At 66.2% G+C, this 18784-nt stretch carries 17 protein-coding genes; 10 read left to right on the top strand and 7 right to left on the bottom strand.

Annotation, left to right across the window (positions count from 1 at the left end; genetic code table 11):
* The first annotated feature begins 220 nt into the window (after positions 1 to 220).
* Positions 221 to 2230 carry an ABC1 kinase family protein gene (locus ACLQ7E_RS04535; RefSeq protein ID WP_411731367.1) on the top strand — a complete coding sequence of 670 codons (2010 nt, stop codon included), beginning with the start codon at positions 221 to 223 and terminating at the stop codon, positions 2228 to 2230.
* Positions 2231 to 2391: 161 nt separating this feature from the next.
* Here ACLQ7E_RS04535 and ACLQ7E_RS04530 read toward each other — a convergent pair whose 3' ends face one another.
* The 3 genes from ACLQ7E_RS04530 to ACLQ7E_RS04520 form a co-directional block, all read right to left on the bottom strand.
* Entirely contained in the window at positions 2392 to 3138 is a 747-nt protein-coding gene (locus ACLQ7E_RS04530; protein WP_411731366.1) for an SDR family oxidoreductase, read from the bottom strand.
* Positions 3139 to 3575: 437 nt separating this feature from the next.
* Positions 3576 to 4040 carry a GatB/YqeY domain-containing protein gene (locus tag ACLQ7E_RS04525; protein WP_411731365.1) on the bottom strand — a complete coding sequence of 155 codons (465 nt, stop codon included), beginning with the start codon at positions 4038 to 4040 and terminating at the stop codon, positions 3576 to 3578.
* Between the two features lie 561 nt (positions 4041 to 4601).
* Positions 4602 to 5321: a beta-ketoacyl-ACP reductase gene (locus ACLQ7E_RS04520; protein WP_411731364.1), complete on the bottom strand. Its 720-nt coding sequence runs from the start codon at positions 5319 to 5321 to the stop codon at positions 4602 to 4604.
* A 237-nt stretch (positions 5322 to 5558) separates the two neighbouring features.
* Here ACLQ7E_RS04520 and ACLQ7E_RS04515 point away from each other — a divergent pair, with 237 nt between their 5' ends.
* From ACLQ7E_RS04515 to ACLQ7E_RS04505, 3 genes are read left to right on the top strand one after another with little or no spacing between them, the layout of a single operon-like run.
* Complete coding sequence (locus ACLQ7E_RS04515) at positions 5559 to 6215, top strand: DUF3099 domain-containing protein (RefSeq protein ID WP_411731363.1); 657 nt, start codon at positions 5559 to 5561, stop codon at positions 6213 to 6215.
* Positions 6212 to 6481: an acetone carboxylase gene (locus tag ACLQ7E_RS04510; RefSeq protein ID WP_411731362.1), complete on the top strand. Its 270-nt coding sequence runs from the start codon at positions 6212 to 6214 to the stop codon at positions 6479 to 6481. The genes ACLQ7E_RS04515 and ACLQ7E_RS04510 overlap by 4 nt, the downstream gene beginning before the upstream one ends.
* Positions 6482 to 6487: 6 nt before the next feature.
* A complete protein-coding gene (locus ACLQ7E_RS04505; RefSeq protein ID WP_411731361.1) occupies positions 6488 to 7417 on the top strand; it encodes an SURF1 family protein in 930 nt (309 codons plus the stop codon).
* Between the two features lie 17 nt (positions 7418 to 7434).
* On the opposite strand, the gene ACLQ7E_RS04500 is transcribed toward ACLQ7E_RS04505, so the two are convergent.
* From ACLQ7E_RS04500 to ACLQ7E_RS04485, 4 genes are all read right to left on the bottom strand, one after another.
* On the bottom strand, positions 7435 to 7902 hold the full coding sequence (locus tag ACLQ7E_RS04500; protein WP_411731360.1) for a GNAT family N-acetyltransferase: 468 nt from the start codon (positions 7900 to 7902) through the stop codon (positions 7435 to 7437).
* A gap of 225 nt (positions 7903 to 8127) precedes the next feature.
* On the bottom strand, positions 8128 to 9729 hold the full coding sequence (locus tag ACLQ7E_RS04495) for an ABC-F family ATP-binding cassette domain-containing protein (protein ID WP_411731359.1): 1602 nt from the start codon (positions 9727 to 9729) through the stop codon (positions 8128 to 8130).
* A gap of 182 nt (positions 9730 to 9911) precedes the next feature.
* Positions 9912 to 11204 (bottom strand): GTP pyrophosphokinase family protein, encoded by a 1293-nt coding sequence (locus tag ACLQ7E_RS04490; protein ID WP_411731358.1) that lies wholly within the window; start codon positions 11202 to 11204, stop codon positions 9912 to 9914.
* Positions 11205 to 11468: 264 nt separating this feature from the next.
* A complete protein-coding gene (locus tag ACLQ7E_RS04485; RefSeq protein WP_411731357.1) occupies positions 11469 to 12290 on the bottom strand; it encodes a DUF2637 domain-containing protein in 822 nt (273 codons plus the stop codon).
* A gap of 594 nt (positions 12291 to 12884) precedes the next feature.
* Between ACLQ7E_RS04485 and ACLQ7E_RS04480 the strand changes: the two genes are divergently transcribed.
* The 6 genes from ACLQ7E_RS04480 to ACLQ7E_RS04455 all read left to right on the top strand — a co-directional run bounded on the left by ACLQ7E_RS04480 (position 12885) and on the right by ACLQ7E_RS04455 (position 18708).
* Positions 12885 to 13517, top strand: coding sequence for a uracil-DNA glycosylase (locus ACLQ7E_RS04480; RefSeq protein WP_411731368.1), 633 nt, complete (start codon positions 12885 to 12887; stop codon positions 13515 to 13517).
* Between the two features lie 46 nt (positions 13518 to 13563).
* Positions 13564 to 15030, top strand: coding sequence for a DUF2079 domain-containing protein (locus tag ACLQ7E_RS04475; protein ID WP_411731356.1), 1467 nt, complete (start codon positions 13564 to 13566; stop codon positions 15028 to 15030).
* 458 nt (positions 15031 to 15488) lie between these two features.
* Positions 15489 to 16817: a hypothetical protein gene (locus ACLQ7E_RS04470; RefSeq protein ID WP_411731355.1), complete on the top strand. Its 1329-nt coding sequence runs from the start codon at positions 15489 to 15491 to the stop codon at positions 16815 to 16817.
* Between the two features lie 15 nt (positions 16818 to 16832).
* Positions 16833 to 17843, top strand: coding sequence for a phosphoribosylaminoimidazolesuccinocarboxamide synthase (locus tag ACLQ7E_RS04465; protein WP_411731354.1), 1011 nt, complete (start codon positions 16833 to 16835; stop codon positions 17841 to 17843).
* A gap of 2 nt (positions 17844 to 17845) precedes the next feature.
* Complete coding sequence (locus ACLQ7E_RS04460; protein WP_411731353.1) at positions 17846 to 18154, top strand: AbrB/MazE/SpoVT family DNA-binding domain-containing protein; 309 nt, start codon at positions 17846 to 17848, stop codon at positions 18152 to 18154.
* The gene (locus tag ACLQ7E_RS04455; RefSeq protein ID WP_411731352.1) at positions 18145 to 18708 is read left to right on the top strand and encodes a hypothetical protein; all 564 of its coding nucleotides are present in this window, start codon (positions 18145 to 18147) and stop codon (positions 18706 to 18708) included. The genes ACLQ7E_RS04460 and ACLQ7E_RS04455 overlap by 10 nt, the downstream gene beginning before the upstream one ends.
* Positions 18709 to 18784: the final 76 nt, after the last annotated feature.

Here is an 18784-nt window from a genome sequence, read left to right as displayed (position 1 = left end):
CTCAATAACCCCTCACCCCCCCCCCCGGGGGTTAATGGGTCGGGGGGCCCCCCCCCCCCCCCGGGGGGGGCACGCCTCCTTCGTGCATGAGCCGCGGCGAGCGGCCGGGCAACGCATGTCGGCAGCGCTTCGGATCGGATAGTCTGGACCCGAGGGCCGCATATGCGCACCTGTCACGGCCCGGTTTTCCTCCCGTCGCCTAGTCACCTGGAGCCCGAGCTTGGATCCGACCGGCACCCCAGCGTTCCTCCCCCTCTTGCTGCTCTCGATGGTCCTGACCGTTTTCTTTGCGTGGGCTGCTGCCTTTGCCGTGCGACGCATTCTCGGCGTTCCGGTGGGATGGCCACGTTCGTTCGCCGTCGGACTGGTCGTCTGTTTCGGCGGCACGCCGCTGACCACCGTCTTCCTCTCCAACTCCGGGATCGTCGATGCCGAAGACGCCCAACGGGCCGTGGTCCCCACGCTCCTGCTGTTCGGGCTCTCGATCGCCTGGGCCTTCGCGCTGGGCACGGGGTTGCTGGTGGCCGTGGAGGTGTTGTGGCCCACCGGAAGCCTGGGCACGCCCTGGGGCCTGGTCCGCTCACTGAGGGCATCCGGCGCGCGGCGCGGGCGCTATCTGCACGTCACCAGGATCGCCTTCCGCGAGGGACTGCTGCGTCCCGTCAACGCGCGCTCAATGCAGCGCGGAACCCCCGAAGCGGCCAGGACGGCGCGTTCCCTGGCCGCCACGCTTGGCAAATCCGGGGTCACGTTCATCAAGCTCGGGCAGATGCTCTCAACCAGGGCCGACGCGCTGCCGCCGGAGTACATCGCCGAGCTGTCACTGCTCCAGACGCGGGCGGAACCCGAACAATTCACCGAGTTGCGCCCGCTGCTGGAGGAGGCATTGGGCAGGAGCGTCGACGAGGTCTTCCACTCGATCCAGGCCGAGCCGCTGGCTTCGGCCTCCGTGGCACAGGTCCACGCGGCGGTACTCCTCTCCGGGCAGGCGGTCGTGGTCAAGATCCAACGACCCGCGGCCCGCAACCAGGTCAAGGTTGATTTGGACATCATCGAGCGATTTGCCCGAATGCTCGAACGCCGCACCTCGTGGGGCAGGGCGCTGGGGCTTGAATCGCTCGCCGTGGGATTCGGGGTCTCCCTGCGCGAGGAGTTGGACTACGCGATCGAGCTCGAGAACATGCGTGCCGTGGCGGCGGGAAACCCAGCACTGAAGATCCCGACGGTCTATCCTGAATTCTCCTCGAACAAGGTGCTGGTCATGGAACACCTCGACGGCGAGCCACTGGGCGAGGCCTGCCTGAGCGCCGAACCCCCCGAATTCCGACGGGCGCTCGCCATGGAGCTGTTCGGCGGAATTCTGTCGCAGGTGATCGTCTCGGGCGTGTTCCACTCCGACCTGCATCCCGGAAACATCCTGGTCCTGCGCCAAACCGCGCCGGGAACCCGGGAGGAGACAACTGTCCGTCCGGCCCTGGCGCTGCTCGACTTCGGCTCCGTGGGGCGCCTCGGGCGCGACGCCCGGATGTCGTTGGCCGGATTCATCGTGGCAGTCCAGGCCGACGACAATGTCGCCGCCACCGACCGGCTGCTGGAAATGGTGGAACGGGCGCCCGCCCTGGATCGACGCGCCCTCGAACGCGACATGGGCGTCCTGCTGACGCACGTGAACGGTTCGACCAACGCGCTCTTCACCAAGTTGTTCCAGCTGCTGCAGCGCCATTCCCTGGGCATCCCGCTGCAATTGGCCGGGGCCCTGCGGGCCATCGGAGCCCTGGAAGGAACCATCAAGCTGCTGGATCCAGGCTTCGACGTCGTCGGCGAGGCACAACGCAAGTCCCTGTCGTGGATCTCCGCCATGACCACGCCCGAGGCGGTCAGGAACCTGCTGGCCTCCAACGCCATCGGATTCATTTCGACCCTGCAGCGCCTGCCGCGGAACCTGTCCATGCTCAACGAAAAGATCGAAAACGGGAACCTGCAAGTCAACGTCCGGCAGTTCGCCTCCCCCACGGACCGCAGCTTCCTGACGGGTCTGGTCCACGAGGGCATCATCGCCGGAATCTCCATCGCCGCGATCATCGGCAGCATCCTGTTGATGGTTTCGAACAGTGGGCCGATGCTGGCGCAGAACCTCCGGCTCCACGAATTCCTGGGCTACACGCTGGCCCTCGGTGGCTTCGTCTTCGGCCTGCGCTCCCTGGTGCGGATCCTGAACGCGGGGAAGTGACTCGCGTCGACCCCACGACGGGGCCCGAGGTCTCCCGGGCGGTCGCCGGGACCCCGTCCGCCCGGGGTAACAGGAAAACCGTGCATTTCGCACCCCCGCAAGGAATGGTGGAAACGCACGGTTGCCTGCAGGGCCCCCGGACGCGGTGCCGGGCGGCGGGACTACTTCTTCAGGAAGTCGCCTGCCCCGCCCACGTATTCGGTGTGGCCGGTGGGGACATCGGCAGTGACCATGGCGGCAACCTCGGCGCCGAACTCCACCACGGAGTAGAGCTTGCCGGCGGCGGCGCGGCGGGCCTCGATGGCGCCGGGCTCGGCGCGGTCCAGCAGCGTCGCGGTGATGGTGCCCTCGATCATGTCACCGGAAACCACCACAAAGGTGATGCCCTTGGCCTCGAGCGCCGGGATGAACTCGCGCAGGGCCAGCTCTCCGGCGCGCTTGGAGCGGGCCACCGGCTCGTAGGCGTCCATGGTCCCTACCTGGTCGATGAAGTGTGCCTGGTGGCTGGTGACGAAGACAACGCGGGAGCCCGGGGCCATCTTCGCGGTGGCTGCCTCGAGCATCGCTACCTGGGCATCGCGGTTCAGGCGCAGTGCGTAGTCCTCGCCGAGGCCCGATTCCATGCCGCCGGAGGCGTTGAGCACCAGCACGTCGAGCGAGCCGAAGTTCTCGATGGCCGCATCGACCAAGGCGGCCGGGCCCCCGGGAGCGGTCAGGTCGGAGCCCACGGCCACGGCGCGGCCGTCGGCCTCAACGATGCCCGCAACGATCTTGTTGGCGCGCGGCGCCTTCTGGCGGTAGTTGATGACCACTCCGGCACCCTGTGCGGCGAGGACCTTGGCTACTTCGGCACCGATGCCGCGGGAGGATCCGGTGACGATGGCGCCCTTGGCTGAAAGATCGTTCAATGCTGCTCCTAAAGTGGTGGCCGGGCCTGGCGCTGCGGCGCGCACTGGATTCGGCACTTTCTTGGTGTTGGTGATGAAAGTCTTTGGCTGGAACACACAACACGTGCGCTTCGCCTTCTCAATCCTGCCAGTCCACATGGGTGTGCACTGTTGTAGGAATCCTCCAAACAAGTCTAGTCCAGGGAGACCCGCGGCCCGGTGCAGGGCACGCGCCGGTCGTTGCCTAACAGGCAGCTGCCCTATGCCGTGGCAGAACACGGAAACGCCGACAGCAGTGCTGCGGGCCAAGCACCGCCCGGAGGCGGTGCTTCCTGCTAGGCCGGTTTCCCCGACGGAGCCACGGCCTCGCTGCAGAAAGCCTTTTCATCGCTGTCCCCCCGTCGTGTGCCGGACGAACGGCGCCGTGGTCCTGGATGCAACCCCCTGCAGAAGTGCTATCAGGCCAGTTCTGCGCGGACCATGTTGCTCACTGCCTTGCCGTCGAAGCGGCCGGCGACCTTCTCGGTGACCTGCTTCATGACGGTACCCATCTGGCGCATGCCCAGCTCCGAGCCATCGGCGCGCAGCCCGGCCACGACCTCGGCGACGATGGCCTTGGCCTCATCCTCGGTCAGTGCTGCCGGAAGGTAGGCCTCGATGATGGCTGCTTCCTGCTCCTCTGCTGCGGCCCGTTCCACCTGGCCGGCCTCGGTGTAGGTGACGGCGGTTTCGCGGCGGCGCGCAGCTTCCTTTTGAAGCAGTGAAATCACCGCGGCATCGTCAAGTTCCAGCGGAGTCTTGCCGCCCTTTTCGCGGGTGTTGATTTCCCCAAGCAGGTTGCGCACGGTGGTGAGCTCCACTTTGTTACCGGCCTTGAGGTGTGCGGTCATGTCCGCGCGGAGGCGGTCCTTGAGGGTTTCCATGATGGCGTCTTCTTCCCGTCGTAGCCCGGCAGATACGTTGTGCGGCTGCACCCGTACGTTTGCCGGTATCACCAACAGTTTATTGCTTGCAGCGGAGCCACCTCGCATCCGACGAGCAGTGCCGGCAGGAGCACTCAGCGCGTTGGCACGGTTTCCTGTCCCGAGGAGCAGAGGATCCCCTGCTGATCCGAATCCGGAAAAAGCCGGAAAGCGGGGCCGCCCTTCGTGGCCTGTATTGAGGGTGAGGTACCCGCGCGACGTGAGCGGCCTAAATATCGGACTAACTCAAAAATTTACCTAGATAAATAAAATACTGATGGTTTTCAACAATATTGGAAGACATGGCCGCGTGGCCTCATCGTTGACCGTCGCAGAGGTGATCGCGGCGCCTGCCGAGTCTCATCGACATCAGCGAGCCGAGGTCTAAGCCGCTCAAGCGACTCTCCCCCGGGCCAATGGAGGGAGTGCCAAGCACGCAAAAGTGCGGTCGCCACGGCGTGAATGGCGACCGCACTCCCCTGATTCGTCCCGTCGGGGCCGGCCAGGCGACTTTGGGCGGTGTTAGTGCCCCATGCCCAGGCCGCCATCGACCGGAATGACCGCGCCGGAGATGTAGGCGGCCTCGTCGCTGGCCACCCAGCGGACCACGTTGGCCACTTCCTCGGGCTCGGCGAAGCGGTTTGCCGGGATCGAGGCCAGGTAGCCCTTCTGCGTGGCCTCGGGCAGCGCGGCGGTCATGTCGGTGTTGATGAAGCCGGGTGCCACGACATTGGCGGTGATGCCGCGCGAGCCCAGTTCGCGGGTCAGCGAGCGGGCGATCCCCACCAGGCCGGCCTTGGAGGCTGCGTAGTTGATCTGCCCCGGCGAGCCATAGAGGCCAACGACGGAGGAAATGAGCACCACGCGGCCCTTGCGCTTCTTGATCATGCCCTTGGAGGCACGCTTGATGACGCGGAACGCACCGGTGAGGTTGGTGTCGATCACCGAGGTGAAGTCCTCCTCGTTCATGCGCAGCAGCAGCATGTCGCGGGTGACCCCGGCGTTGGCCACGAGCACCTCGACGGGACCGTGTGCTGCCTCAACCTGGGTGAACGCGGCATCGATGGACGCGGTGTCGGTGACATCGGCCTGAACGCCCAACAACCCCTCCGGGACCTCCCCGCTGCGGTAGGTGATGGCGACCTTGTCGCCGTTGGCTTCGAAGGCGCGGGCGATGGCCAGGCCAATTCCGCGGTTGCCTCCGGTGACCAGTACGCTGCGGCCGGTGGGGGTTTCGGACATGGATCCTCCATAAAGAAGTTCTGATGTGGGTGGGGGTCTGCGGATCCAATTCTAGCCCGAGTGGTGCCAGCAGGTTCCGGTGCCTCGGGTCCGCGCTCCCGACTGTCGTCAAGGGTAAGCGGGTCGGGTCGCGTTTTCCGCGCCGCTGTGCGCTGTTCGCTGCACGCGCATCCAACGGATTCGTGGAGCGGCGCAGGTCGGTGAGACAATGGTGAGTGACGGATCGACGGAAGAACCATGAGCGAGCCACATAACACGCATCACCACCATGACCAGGATCCACCGGTCCACCGGATCACCGAGGCGCAAGAGTCCCACACCGTGGAACAGCACTCCCGCGTGCTCAAATACACCATCTCAATGTCGGTGCGCCTGGCCTGCTTCATCGCTGCCTTCTTTGTGCACGGCTGGTTGCAGTGGGTGTTCCTCGGCGCCGCCATCGTGCTGCCTTATGTTGCCGTCGTCATCGCCAACGGCGGCGCGGACGTAACCAAACGCCAACCTGCTGCCGAATACTTCGGGGGCGACGCTCCACGCCCGCTCACCTCAGGCACCGCGCCGGACGCCACGCCGGGCCCCGCAGCGTCGGTCCCGGAGCGCGAGGCCAACGACACCCAGGCAGGGGATCCCGGCGCCGACGATCGCACCGCCCTTTCCTGGGCCGGCGGCGAAACCTTTGTGTTTGACGAGTTCGGTGAAACCGTCACCGAGGCCGCCGCAACGGATGATCCGTCCGCAAGCACCCCGCCGGATGCGTCCCGTGCCTACTGGGCCGAATCCGATTCGTCCTACCCCGCCGAGACGCCGACCACCATCGACGGAACCTTCGTGGAGGAACCCGGGGAACCCGGCCAGCCCGCCGGCGGACACCACCGGCACGGGGGCACCCGATGAGCATCTTCGATTCGCTCGGCGGCGGCACCGGCCCGCAAGGGCCCACGGGGCCGCCGAAATGTTCGCGCAAGGGCTGCCGGGCCGACGCCAGCGTCGCCCTGTTGTGGAACAACCCGAAGATCCATGCCCCGGAACGACGAAAAACCTGGTTGGCCTGTGCCGACCATGCCGACTGGCTCGAAAACTACCTGTCCGAGCGCCTGCTCTTCAAGGAGCGCATGCCGCTCCAAGACGCCGCGCCCGGTTCGGGCTGCCAAGGAGAATAGAGAAGCGTGTATCGATTCCTGGCCAGCACCCGCTGGATCGGCTGGTTGCTCCTGGTGTGCCTTTTCGCCACCACTTTTAGCTTCCTGGGCAAATGGCAGATGGACCGCCGCGAAGGCGCCCTGACCGAGATTTCCCATGTGAAGCGCAACTTCGACGCCGAGCCCATCCCGTTTGCGCAGGCGCAAGACCTCTTTGAGGAACTGCCCTCCGAGGGCAAGTGGACCCCTGTTGCCCTGCGCGGCAGTTACGTGGCCGAGGATGCGGTAGTGGTGCGCAACCGCATCTCCGGGTCCCGGCCCGGCTACGAGGTGCTGGTTCCCTTCCGCACCCTCGAGGGGGCCACCGTCATCGTTGACCGCGGCTTCCTGCCGATCGGCAACGACAACTCCGGCCGCCCGGATGCCATACCTGCTCCCCCCGCCGGCACCGTCGAGATCGAGGTCCGGCTCAAGCCCGGAGAACCGAAGCTTGACCGCGGGGCACCCGAGGGCCAACTGGCCTCCGTGGACCTTGCCGGCTACGAGCAGCAACTGGGCTACCCGGTGACCACCGGCAGCTACGGTGTGATGTATCTGGAGGACCCGGAACCGGCCACGGCGCCCGCCCAGCTGCAACGTCCAGAGGAAGACGAGGGGCCGCACCTGTCCTACTCCTTCCAGTGGTTCGCCTTCGGCGTGCTGGTGTTCATCGGCTTCGGCTACGCGGCCAAGCAGCAGGCCAGGATCAACCGCGAGGACCGAGCGGAGCGGGCCGAAGCCGCGCTGCGGGGTGAGGAGCCGGTGCTGCACCAGGCTCACCGGCTGCGCAAGAAGCCCAAGAAGCTGGTCAGGCGCGACGGCAGCCCGACCGATGAGGCCACCGAGGATGCATACCTCGACGAGCTGGAGCGCAAGGCAGCGGACGAACGTGACGCCGAGGTCACCGGCTCGAACTGATCGCTGCGCAGCCCCCCTCAGCGGGTCTGCGCAGCGGCGCCGGATGCGAAGGACTCGGCCAGTGTGACCCACTCGATGAACACCGACTCGGCGTCCACCGTGGCGCCCAGGGAACGGTAGGTCGCCAGGGCCTCGGCATTCCCGCGTTCGGTCCCGGTCCACATGCCCGTGCAGCCCAGGGCCAGCGCGTCGCGCGCCAGGGCACGCAAGAGGGCCGCCGCAATGCCGCGTCGCCGGTAGGGCCCATCGACGCCGAGCTCATAGACGAACATTTCCGGTTCCTTGTCGGGGTGGCGCATCAGCACTCCCGACACGAAGCCGACCGCCGTCCCGTCCCCGGTCCTGGCCAACAGCAGGTGGTGTCCGGGCATCGCCAGGAACGCGCGTGCGCCGGACGGGGTGACCGGGTAGTCGAAGAGCCCGGAAGCGGCGACCAGCTCGGCTGGCTCGGCCGCGGGGCCGATGTTCCATTCGGTGGCGTCCATTTGGCGGTTCCGTCCGGTGGCGTGCAGAGGGGTCACCGTCCCACTTGATCGCGCGGGGCGGGTACGGAAGAAACTACCGCGCACCGATGCCGCGCGCAAGACGCGCAAGAAATCCGGTGCAATCCGCCCGCGACCGGCCCCAAGCCGGACCCTGCCCGGGCAGGAAAAGGCCCGCCCTCCCGCTGCTTGCCGGTGGCAGGTCAGGGAAGGCGGGCCGGATCAGGACTAGGCCAGGGTGACCAATTCCAGGTAGGCGTCGTTCCAGAGGTCCTCGTCGCCGTCGGGCAACAGCACCACGCGGTCGGGATTCAGCGCGGCAACCGCGCCCTCATCGTGCGAGACCATGACCACGGCGCCCGAGAAGTTGGACAGCGCGGAGAGGATCTCGGCGCGCGAGGCCGGGTCCAGGTTGTTGGTGGGCTCATCGAGCAACAGCACGTTCGCGCTGGAAGCAACGATGGTGGCCAGGGCCAGGCGGGTCTTCTCGCCGCCGGAGAGCACTCCTGCGGGCTTGGAGACATCGTCACCGGAGAACATGAAGGAACCCAGGATGCCACGCACCTCCGCGTCGCCCATGTGGCTCGGGGCGGCCGAACGCATGTTTTCCAGCACCGAGCGGTCCACATCCAGGGTGTCGTGCTCCTGGGCGAAGTAGCCGATCTTCAGGCCATGGCCCGGGATCAATTCGCCGGTGTCGGGGTTGGACACGCCGGCGAGCATGCGCAGCAGCGTGGTCTTGCCCGCACCGTTCAGGCCCAGGATGACCACCTTGGAGCCGCGGTCGATGGCCAGGGAGACATCGGTGAAGATCTCCAGCGAGCCGTAGGACTTGGAAAGTCCCTCGGCCATCAGCGGGGTCTTGCCGCAAGGGGCAGGATCCGGGAAGCGCAGGGCCGCGACGCGGTCTGCAACGCGGACATCGTCCAGCCCGCCCATCAACCGGTCCACGCGCTTGAGCATGGACTGTGCGGCGGAGGCGCCCGAGGCGCGGGCCTTCATCTTGTTGGCCTGGGCCATCAGGGTGTTGGCCTTCTTCTCCGTGTTGGCGCGCTCGCGCTTGCGGGCCCGCTCATCGGTCTCGCGCTGCTGCAGGTAGCGCTTCCAACCGAGGTTGTAGACGTCCATGGTGGCGCGGTTCGCATCCAGGTGGATGACCTTGTTCACGGTGGCCTCAAGCAGCGAGGTGTCGTGCGAGATGACCAGGAGCCCGCCCTGGTGGTTGGCCAGGAAGCCGCGCAGCCAGGTGACGGAATCGGCGTCGAGGTGGTTGGTCGGCTCATCGAGCAGCAGCGTCTCGGCGTCCGAGTACAGGATCCGGGCCAGTTCCACACGGCGGCGCTGGCCGCCGGAAAGGGTCGAAAGCGGCTGGTTGAGCAGGCGCTCGGGCAGGGCCAGGTTGTTGGAGATCGCGGCGGCCTCCGACTCGGCGGAGTATCCGCCGCCGGCAATGAACTCGGCCTCGATGCGGTCGTACTGGCGCATGGCCTTGGCGGCGACCGCAGCGTCCTCGGAGGCCATGTCTTCGTGGCACTTCTTGAGCTTGCCGACGATGATGTCCAGGCCGCGGGCCGAAAGGATGCGGTCGCGGGCCAGCTGCTCCATGTTGGGGGTCCGCGGGTCCTGCGGCAGGTAGCCGATGGCCCCGGTGGAGGTGACGGCGCCACCGGCCGGTAACGACTCGCCGGCCAGCACGCGCGTCATGGTGGTCTTGCCTGCACCATTTCGCCCGACCAGACCGATCTTGTCGCCCTTGTCGATGCGGAACGAGACGCCCTCCATGAGAAGGCGTGCGCCGGCGCGCAGCTCCAAATCGGCAACGGAAATCACGGTGACCCTTTCGGTTAAGTTTTTAGAGCCCTGCTGGGCAACCTACCCAGTCTACGCGGGCCGGGAGGCCTTTGGCATGATGATGCGTTATATCTCACGCCAACCCGGGTGAGGCCACCCGCCGCCGGGCATTTCCGCGCCCGACGGCGCACGATGTGCGCAACCGCGGGGACGGCCAATGATCAGGACCTGGCGTTTGTGCCCTTGGCAGGCTGCGCGTCGGCCTTCACTACCCCGGACCTGGCGGAGCCCTTGCCCTCGGCCTTCGGTTCCACCTTCGGATCCGCCTTCGGCCCGTCCCCCATCGGCACTGCAGCGGGTCCTGCGGCGCGGCCTGCCGCGGAGGCCATGGGGCCCGCGGCTGGTGCCGGCACCGTCTTTTCCTCGGCCTGCTTGATCCGGTATGCGTCCATCTGCACCAGCCTGCGGCGCAGCGAGTCGGCCCTGTGTGCATCCCCGCCGCTGGTGGCATCGATGTGCGTGGTCCCGAAGTGCCACAGCAGCACATCGTCCAGCAGGCGGTCCGGACCCGGCGAATAGCGGTGGTCGAGGGCCGCGCGCACCGAGGTGATGACGTTGGGCTGGAGCAGCGCGGCAAATTCGCGGGTGCGGGAGAGCCCATGGGCGGCGAGCAGTTCCGCTGCCCAGCCCCAGTCGTCGTCGGACTTGCGGTCCACATGCGGCAACAGCGTCTGCCAAATGAACTGGATGCGTTCGGCGCCCAAAAGCTCCCTGCCCTCGCCCTCGGCATCCCAGAAGCCGGTGACGGTCTGGAAGCGGTCATGCAGCTCGGAGAACTGGTCTTCCACGGCCTCCAGCATCGCGGCGGTCGCGGTGAACTGCCTATCGATGTGCGGGCTCCAGGCGCGCGGCTCGGCGTTCTTGAAGCGGATGTCGTGCTCGATCTCGCTCCACGCGTGGGAGAGGATCGTGCGAATCTGCACCTCGAAGACGAAGTTGCCGGTGATCTTGACGTCCCCGCCCAGCTGCGCCTGGAAGTCGCGCACGACCTCCTCGCCGCGGGTCTTGAGGATCAGGTGGCGGGAGGAATACCCGTAGGTGCCCGACTCCACCGAGCCGATGTCCTTCTCCCGGTCCGAGCGGCAGTCGAAGTCGGAGCGGCGTCGCTTGATCAGGTTCGCCGCCTCGCGGATCTCGTGGGGCAGCTTCACGATCACTCGCACGCCCACCAGGTCGTGGACCTCGCGCAACGGGTTGGGGAACTCCAGGGCAGCAGTCTCCCCCTCCTCCCCCACGAGCATGCGGGAAGCCTTGTCGCGGAAGGATTCGACGGTCTTGACCCGGGTGACCACGAAGAGCGGGTTGGTTTCGGTTTCGTCGAAGAGCGACTCGATGCGGATGCGCATGGCTTCGGCAACGTGTTCCAGCATCGGGCGGGCTGCGGCATAGCGCTCAACGCTGGCGCGTACCTGGTCGCGCAACGATTCATCAAGGGTTTCCCAGGGGGTGCCCACACGTGCCTCCTACAAACAAACGGCTGGTCGGGGGTGCTCTGGGTTCAGCCTATCAACTGCCACTTGCCGCCGATTGTGGCGGCGCGACGGCGGCCGGGAAGTTTATGCCGGCAAGCGGTGCCCGCCGGGTGCGTGCCGGCCGCAGCGTCCGGCGGGGCATGGGAAAGCCCGCGGCCCGGTGTCGCGGGGAGCATCTCCCTGCAATACCGTGCCGCGGGCTTCGAGGCGCGCACGACCGGCCACCCGGCCGGTTCGTGACGGTGACTAGTTCTTGGAGTCCAGCGACTGGGCTACCTCGTCATAAAGCGGGGAGGGGGCGTTGGAGTCCATGACCTGGACCTTGCCCGCGGGGAACGCCTTGGCGCCGTTGGATGTGCCGGCCGCCGGGATCTTGGCGGCAACGGTCTTGGTGGCGGCGGTGGCCGGCGCGGCGTCCTTTGCGCCTGGCGCGGTCTTGGCCGCGTCGGCGCGGCCCTCTGCCCTGGCCCGGGCGGTGGCTTCGGCCAGCTGGTCCTTGGCAGCCACCAGGCGTTCGGCTTCGGCGGCCTGGGCATCGCTCATGGCCGCCTGGAAACCGTCGTCGTAGGCCAGTCCGTACTTCTCGTTCTCCACTGCCTGCTCGTCGTACTCGGCCGCGGCCCGCAGCTCGGCTGCCTCGGCCTTCTTCTGGTACATGTGGACCGTCAGGTGGGTGATGGCCAGCAGGACGACCGGCGGCATTGCCGCCACCAGCGCGGAGACCACCGGCGGAATGTCCGATTGCATGGCGCCCACGGTCAGGATGGCGTGCACGGAGTTCGCCGCGGTGGAGACAAAGGCACCGAAGAAGAGAAGCGTCCAGGGGTAGATCATCGCGCGGCGGCTGTGGCCGTTCAGCGCCACGATGGCAACCGTTGAGGCCACAATCATGCCGTCGACGATGATCGGCCAAATCCAGGCAAGGTTTGCATCGATGCCCGAGCGCTGCGCGAGGTCGGTCAGGGCGGCGAAGGAAAGCACGAATGCGCCGATGGCGATCAGGACAGTGGCTGCCACCGCGGTGCGCAGGACTGCCTTGTGAGGCTCGTTCGGGATCTTTTCATTCATTTGGCTGGATGCCTCAATCACTTGTGGGTCTGGTATTGCGCTAACGATGGCCCGCCGTACATGCGCGAGGCATGGTCCCCCAATGGCGGTCCATCGCCAATTCTATGCGCTGGTGCCCGGCGCCACGGACGGGGCCGTCCCGGTTCCGGCCGGCGAACGTTCGCGCGGGCCTTCTCCACTCCGACGATAAAGTGCCGATGTGGCCGCCAGGAAACCCTGGGACCGAGCACTCGTATCGCGCCAGGGGCGCGCCCTCCGTCGCCACGGGGCTCGGGGATCCGGCGCAGGCGATGCCCGATGCGCTCCGCACCCAGTATGACCATCGATTGTTCGGTCGATGCGGGGATCTGTGCCAATCATCACCACCGGCTCGTGGCTGCCACGCCTGCCCAAACGGTCCGGGAGCGGCTATTGTTAAGGGTGGATCAACCCTGCGTTCATCTTGGGGCATGCCAGCCACCGGAACCACTTCGATCCCACTCCCCCCGCTCTAGCAGCATTGACATGGTTATGGACGTTCGTCGTCTCTTGGATGACGCGCGCCCGCAGCGACGCCCCATGTCTCCGTACCACCAGCAGGAGAACCTCACCTTCATGACAGCCATTGCCCCGGACCACGTCGAACACTCCCTCATGGAACGCCGCTTCGAGGAGCAGATCGAACCCGTTAACCGTCTTTTGGACGAGACCCGGGCGCTTCGACCCGCGACCTCGGTGTCCTACGTCGATCCGGTGCACAACATCGAGGAAGCACGGATCATCTCGCTGTTCTCCAACATCGGTGTGGCCCATGAGAGTGGTTTCATCGACGCCGGTTCGCAGGAAGCTGCAACCCGCATGCTGGGCATGCAATGGCAGCTGGGGCTGCGCCCCGAATACATCCTGCCGTGGAACGTTCACCCGTGGCACACCCCGGGCGAGGCCAACGGCAAGTTCACCCCGCCGCAAATCACCTCCGGGCTCAAGCCGCTGCTGCGCCTGCTGAAGGTCGTGCCGCGCGCGTCGGTCCTGATCGCCCACGGCACCGAGGCACACCGCCTCTCCGAGCAGCTGGTCAAGACCCAGAACCCGTTGCTGTGGCGCCGCGGCTTCAAGACCTACAAGGTCAAGTCGCTGGACGGCCGCGCCTTCGCCGGCTCCCCGGAACGCCAGCAGGCACACCTCGAGGAAATCTACGCGGCCTACGCCGACGCGATGGCCCGCACCGGTCTGGCCCCCGCCAAGTAACACCGTCGAATCGTCCACGCAGCGACTTGCGGATAAACTCGAGTCCATGCCCAACAACACCCCCGCTCCCGTGAGCCGCGCCCAGAAACTGCAACTGGGACTGGCAATGGCCCTGGCGGGGGTGTTGTACGTTGCCCACTCGTTCCTGCGCTTCGCCAACTTCGAGTCCCGCGGCTACGACCTGGGCATCTTCGACCAGGCGGCACGGCAGTACGCCATGTTCAAGGCGCCGATCGTGCCGATCAAGGGAGTGGACTTCAACCTGCTGGGCGACCACTTCCACCCGATCCTGGTGCTGCTGGCACCCTTCTACTGGATCTGGGACGATCCGCGGATGCTGGGCATCGTCCTGGCGCTGCTGCTGATCTCCACCGCGATCCCCGTCTACTTGTTCGCCCGCACACGCTTCGGGCACCTCGGAGCCTTGCTGACCGCCGGCGCGATGCTGCTGTGGTGGCCCTTCCAGGCCATCGTGAACTGGGAATTCCACGAGGTCGCGTTCGGCGTGCCGCTGATGGCGTGGATCATCTGGGCATTCGACCGCCGCCGCTACTGGCTCGCCTCCGGGCTGTCCGCCCTGCTGCTGCTGGTGCGCGAGGACATGGGCATCACCGTCGTCGCCGTCGGCATCGTCATGCTCTTCCACAGGCAGTGGATCAAGGCGGCCCTGCTGGCGGTGGTGGGCCTGGCCGGCTACGTCGCGGCCACCAACTACGTGATCCCGTTCTTCTCCCCCGCCGGGGAATTCAGCTACTGGCAGTTCACCGCCCTGGGCGCCTCGGCCGGCGCAGCGATAGTCTTCCTGCTCACCCACCCCTTGCAGTCAATCGGGATCCTGTTCAACCACCAACTCAAGGTGGCCCTGTGGCTGCTGAGCTTCCTGCCGCTGGCCCTGTTGCCGTTGGCTTCCCCGTACGTGATCCTCGGAGCGCCGATGCTTCTCAGCCGGCTGTTCAACGACAGGCTGAACACCTGGGCGCCGGTCTACCAGTACGACGCCATGATGGCCCCGATCCTGATCCTCTCGGCAGTGCACGTGCTCGGCAGGCTCATGGAACGCTTCGGCTGGAAAAAGATCCGCACCATCGGCCCGGCCTGGCTGCTGGCCTTCGCGCTGGTGGCCACCTTGTTCTTCCATTCGGTTTTCCCCCTGGGACGCACGCTCACCGGCGCCAATTGGGCGCCCGGCACGCTGGTCGCCGCCAAGGAACGCGCCGTGGCGATGATTCCCGACGGCGTGTGCGTCGAGGCCGCCGACACCTTGGTGCCGCACCTGACGACCCGCACCTATGTGGGCCTGCACGGCGACATCGGCACCGAGCTCTCCAACTGGATGATCATCGACTTCAACGAGCAGGAACTCGGCGGCTGGGATCCGCTGAACCCGCCGCAGGCGCTGGAGCGCGCCCACGCCCTGGGCTTCACGGAGGCCGCCCCGATCGACAACGGGATCCTGGTGCTGCACCGCGACATCCCCGTCGATCCCACCTGTTCCTCGTACCTGCAACGCTAGGGGCCCTGGCCGCCATACTTTTGAGGCGGCGTGGCCAAACGGATGTTCCGGCGAACGCCCCCTCGGGCCCACGGGTGGCACTCCACCCTGCACCGCACAACGCACAACGCACCGCACATTCGGCGCCAACCACGGGCCTGCCGCGGGCCTGCCGCACCGACTGCCCCGGCAGGTTCAAGCAGTAGCCGGACTTCCCAAACCGTGCGCCATGGCCCCGCCCGGTACGCCCAAACCAGCGATTCCCGGACGGTTCTGTTCTCTTCCGGGCAGTAACCGCCGCGGCACCGGGCACCCTTCCGTGCCACCGGGCCCTGCGGGCAAACCGGCCGCCCGACCCGCGTGGCAAAACCCTGCAAACAATCGTTGACACCGCCGTTCGAGGAGCGGAAACTTGGTTGCAATGAGCTGCCCCTCTGGCCTCGGCCCGGCGGGCAACTCAGCCTGACAGGGGGGAAACGATGTCAGCGCGTGTTACCGACGTGGCACCAGGCATGGTCCGCGACGTCGTGGTCGTTGAGCGACCGCTCACGTGGCGGGGAACACCGTTCTCACTCTCCTATGTCCACCTCGATCGCGAGGTTTCCGGCACCGAGCTGTTGGAGATCTATCGCTGGGCCGCCCGGCAACACCTCGAAAACCCCCGTGTCATCTCGCCCTTCACCCTGGAATGGTCATCGGTGTTCCACCCGCGTTTCCACCGGGCTGCCGGGCGGGCGGGTTTGGCATCGTCCGGAGCCTGGGAACCGGCGTCGGAACCTGCCGACGATGTCGCGCTCCAGCGTCTCTGGCTGCAATCGGTGCTCTTCCTCTCGGCAGTCACCCTCTCGGCCGCCATCGTCCAGTCGCGCTACAGCAAAGGCACCCTGGCCAGCAAGTACGACCGGCTGTGGCAGGCCGGGCGAATGGCCACGAAGGGGTTGATCCCAGGACTGGCGGGCGAGGCGTTGATGGGCGACGTGGAGGCGATGGCCCATGCCCCAGGCATCCCGGACGTCGAGAGACTGTTGGCGATCCGGCGCCGATTCGAGGATGTCATTGGGCTGTTTGAAGTCCCCGCATCGGTGAGAGAGGTCCGGATGGCACAAACCTCGCTGTCGGCGGACCTGAGGCCCCGATTTGCCTTCATCGACGAGCTGAAGGAGCGGATCGGCGGCAAGCTTGTGTGCGTCATCGTCTACGGATCCAGCGTCAACAGCCGGCACTTTGCCGACTACGACCTGGTGCTCGTGGTGCAGGACCCGGAAACAGTCCTGCGCAGGCTCCATGCAACCTCGCCCGGCTTCGGCGGCAAGGAGCTGAACGTCGGGATCTATTCGCCCGACGAGCTGTGGCGCATGCAGTGCCTCTCGGGCGACAACCTGGCCGGCTACGGGCTGTGCATCTACGGGGAGACCCGCGTTCCGGCCAAGCCCGAGGCTGATCTGCTCATGCGGAACCTGAGCTTCGGGATTGTGCGCCAGCGCCAGCAACTGGGGATGATCGCTTCCGCCCTGGCAGACGCCCCGGATCCGGAGGACGACCGCCACAACCTGTACGAGTATTTCGCCAAGATTCCGGCCAACATCGCCAAGGGAACCTTCGGTGCCGCGGGCCAACGCCTCACCAAGGAAGAGGCCCACCAATGGATCGAGTCGGTCTGCGGTTTCCAGACCCCTCGGATGCAACAGCTGGCGCGCACCGGTGAACCCGGACGTGCGCTGGCCGAATCCGCGGTCGCAACGGGCGCAGTTCTCCGTGCCCTCAACGAGCGCTTCTCCGTAATCCGCCCGTCCAGGGCATCGAGTTAGGAGGCCTGTCCAACCATGACAGCAACAACCCGCAGCACGGCCGCAAGCACCATCCTCGATCAGTGTCTTGACTTGGAACTGGAGGTGCAACTGACGACAACCACCCCGAACAACGTCACACTGAAGGGGCCAAACGGGGAGGACATCGATGTCGACCTTGAGCACGGGCGTTTCTCGTTCGTGGAGCAGGTGCTGCGGCAGATCACGTTCGACTTCAAGGCGCTGCCGCTGCTGGTCCTTGGCGACAGCAAGGAAATCCGCCTGTTGACGCCCAAGATTGCGCTCGCCAGGCTGCTCCCGACGTTGTATTCGTTCACCTACAACAGATACGGGGAGGTCAAGGGCACGGAGGAGATACGTGCCCGGTTCTCTGCGGAGATCTTCCGGGGCATGGCGCTCTCACCTGGGCCCTACCGGCTCTCGTCCGCCTTTCTGGGATTGGTGGAGTCCCCCGAGGGTCCACTGTTGGCCGAGCGCCGCGTCGATGTCTGCAACCTCGAGACCCGGGTCAAGCGGTACCACATCGGATCACCCATTCATAGGTACCTTTTCACCGAGGAGCATCCGACGGTCGCCGGCCCGGCGCTGCAGCGTTGGGAACGGTTCGCCGATCCCGTCGTTTGTTTCGACTGGCGGCATCCGCTCACCGATCTTGAGGGAAACCGCCTGGCGGACGAACCCCTGCCGGACGACTACGCGGCATTGTGGATTGCCGACGTGCAGCGGGCGAAGTTCCTGGCCCGCGAGACCTTTGGCTGGTTGGAGAATTTCTTCAGGACCGGCAATCTGAAGCTGATTGACATCTGCTTCTTCATTGATCAAAGCGGCGGAACCGTATTCGGGGAGATCAGCCCCGACTGCATGCGGGTGCGGACCGAGGCGTCCGATGACGCGGATGCCCTGGACAAGGACCAGTGGCGCAGCGGCGGTGGTCCGGACGATGTCCTGGAACGTTATGCCCGGCTGTACACCACGCTGTTTGATCAAGCCCCAACCCAACCCGCCCAAATCGCAAAGGAGAAATGATCATGGGCACGTTGACCGTAAAGAACACCCGAAGCAAGGTATCCCCCGGCGGTGTCATCACCCTTCCGGTATCCGCCCGCAAGGCCCTCGGCATGAAGCCGAAGGTCGGTGCCCGGGTTACCGTGGCCGTCGAGGGAAAGGCCGTGGCGCTGCAACCCGCGTCGAAGGACGGCGGATTCCGGGTATCGGCACAGGGCCAAATGGAAATCCGTGGCGACGCGCTGAGCGTTTTGGAGACCGGCAAGTCGCGGCACTACTTCCTGGAAATCGATGACGAGAAGCAGACCGTGATTCTGCGTCCATGGGACTGAAAGCAGGTTCGTGGCAGTCGGTGCCCCACGTCGTGGGCATCGACGGCCACGATGGAACCGGAAAGACGACGATCGCCAAGAACATCGCCCTGCGTCTGGGATATTCGTACCGGCGCCCCTTCGGTGCCGACGCGGGCCCGGAACTTGCGCGGGCCGCCGCGTCCGGGGACACGGATCTGGTGCTCAGCGTCGGGGCCCGGTTCCTCGCCCTGGCCATTCAGGGTGCCACGAAGTCCGCTCCGGTCATTTTGGACAGGTCCTGGTTGACGGTGGCATCCCTCGTGGACGACGGCGTATTCCGTGAGCGCTGGACCCTGTGGATCCCGACGATCCTGTGCTGGGCAGATCTGCCCACGACGCTCGATCGGCTGGGGCAACGCGACGAACCGGAGGAATCGACCGCCTACCACCTCCACTACATCCGGAGGTACAGGGAAATTGCGGAGCAACTCGGATGTGCAATCGTGGACACCTCCAACCAGGGCGAAGAGGTCTCCACGGAGTTCACTGCACGCATCGTGCTCGACTTGCTCGGCGCCCCCGCGAACGGGTGATCGCCGGGCGTGAAAAGGCCGGATGGCGCCCGGTTTCCCGAGGCGCCATCCGGCTTTTTCAAGGGGGGGGTGACCC

The sequence above is a fragment of the Paeniglutamicibacter sp. genome (genome assembly GCF_046714615.1).
In the GTDB taxonomy this organism is placed as follows: domain Bacteria; phylum Actinomycetota; class Actinomycetes; order Actinomycetales; family Micrococcaceae; genus Paeniglutamicibacter.
This window is presented reverse-complemented; position numbering and strand designations above follow the sequence as displayed.

Coding starts and splice junctions, on each gene's coding strand:
- ACLQ7E_RS04525 (WP_411731365.1), bottom strand. CDS start 4,040: ATGGAAACCCTCAAGGACCGCCTCCGCGCGGACATGACCGCACACCTC.
- ACLQ7E_RS04520 (WP_411731364.1), bottom strand. CDS start 5,321: ATGTCCGAAACCCCCACCGGCCGCAGCGTACTGGTCACCGGAGGCAAC.
- ACLQ7E_RS04515 (WP_411731363.1), top strand. CDS start 5,559: ATGAGCGAGCCACATAACACGCATCACCACCATGACCAGGATCCACCG.
- ACLQ7E_RS04510 (WP_411731362.1), top strand. CDS start 6,212: ATGAGCATCTTCGATTCGCTCGGCGGCGGCACCGGCCCGCAAGGGCCC.
- ACLQ7E_RS04500 (WP_411731360.1), bottom strand. CDS start 7,902: ATGGACGCCACCGAATGGAACATCGGCCCCGCGGCCGAGCCAGCCGAG.
- ACLQ7E_RS04485 (WP_411731357.1), bottom strand. CDS start 12,290: ATGAATGAAAAGATCCCGAACGAGCCTCACAAGGCAGTCCTGCGCACC.
- ACLQ7E_RS04480 (WP_411731368.1), top strand. CDS start 12,885: ATGACAGCCATTGCCCCGGACCACGTCGAACACTCCCTCATGGAACGC.
- ACLQ7E_RS04475 (WP_411731356.1), top strand. CDS start 13,564: ATGCCCAACAACACCCCCGCTCCCGTGAGCCGCGCCCAGAAACTGCAA.
- ACLQ7E_RS04470 (WP_411731355.1), top strand. CDS start 15,489: ATGTCAGCGCGTGTTACCGACGTGGCACCAGGCATGGTCCGCGACGTC.
- ACLQ7E_RS04465 (WP_411731354.1), top strand. CDS start 16,833: ATGACAGCAACAACCCGCAGCACGGCCGCAAGCACCATCCTCGATCAG.
- ACLQ7E_RS04460 (WP_411731353.1), top strand. CDS start 17,846: ATGGGCACGTTGACCGTAAAGAACACCCGAAGCAAGGTATCCCCCGGC.
- ACLQ7E_RS04455 (WP_411731352.1), top strand. CDS start 18,145: ATGGGACTGAAAGCAGGTTCGTGGCAGTCGGTGCCCCACGTCGTGGGC.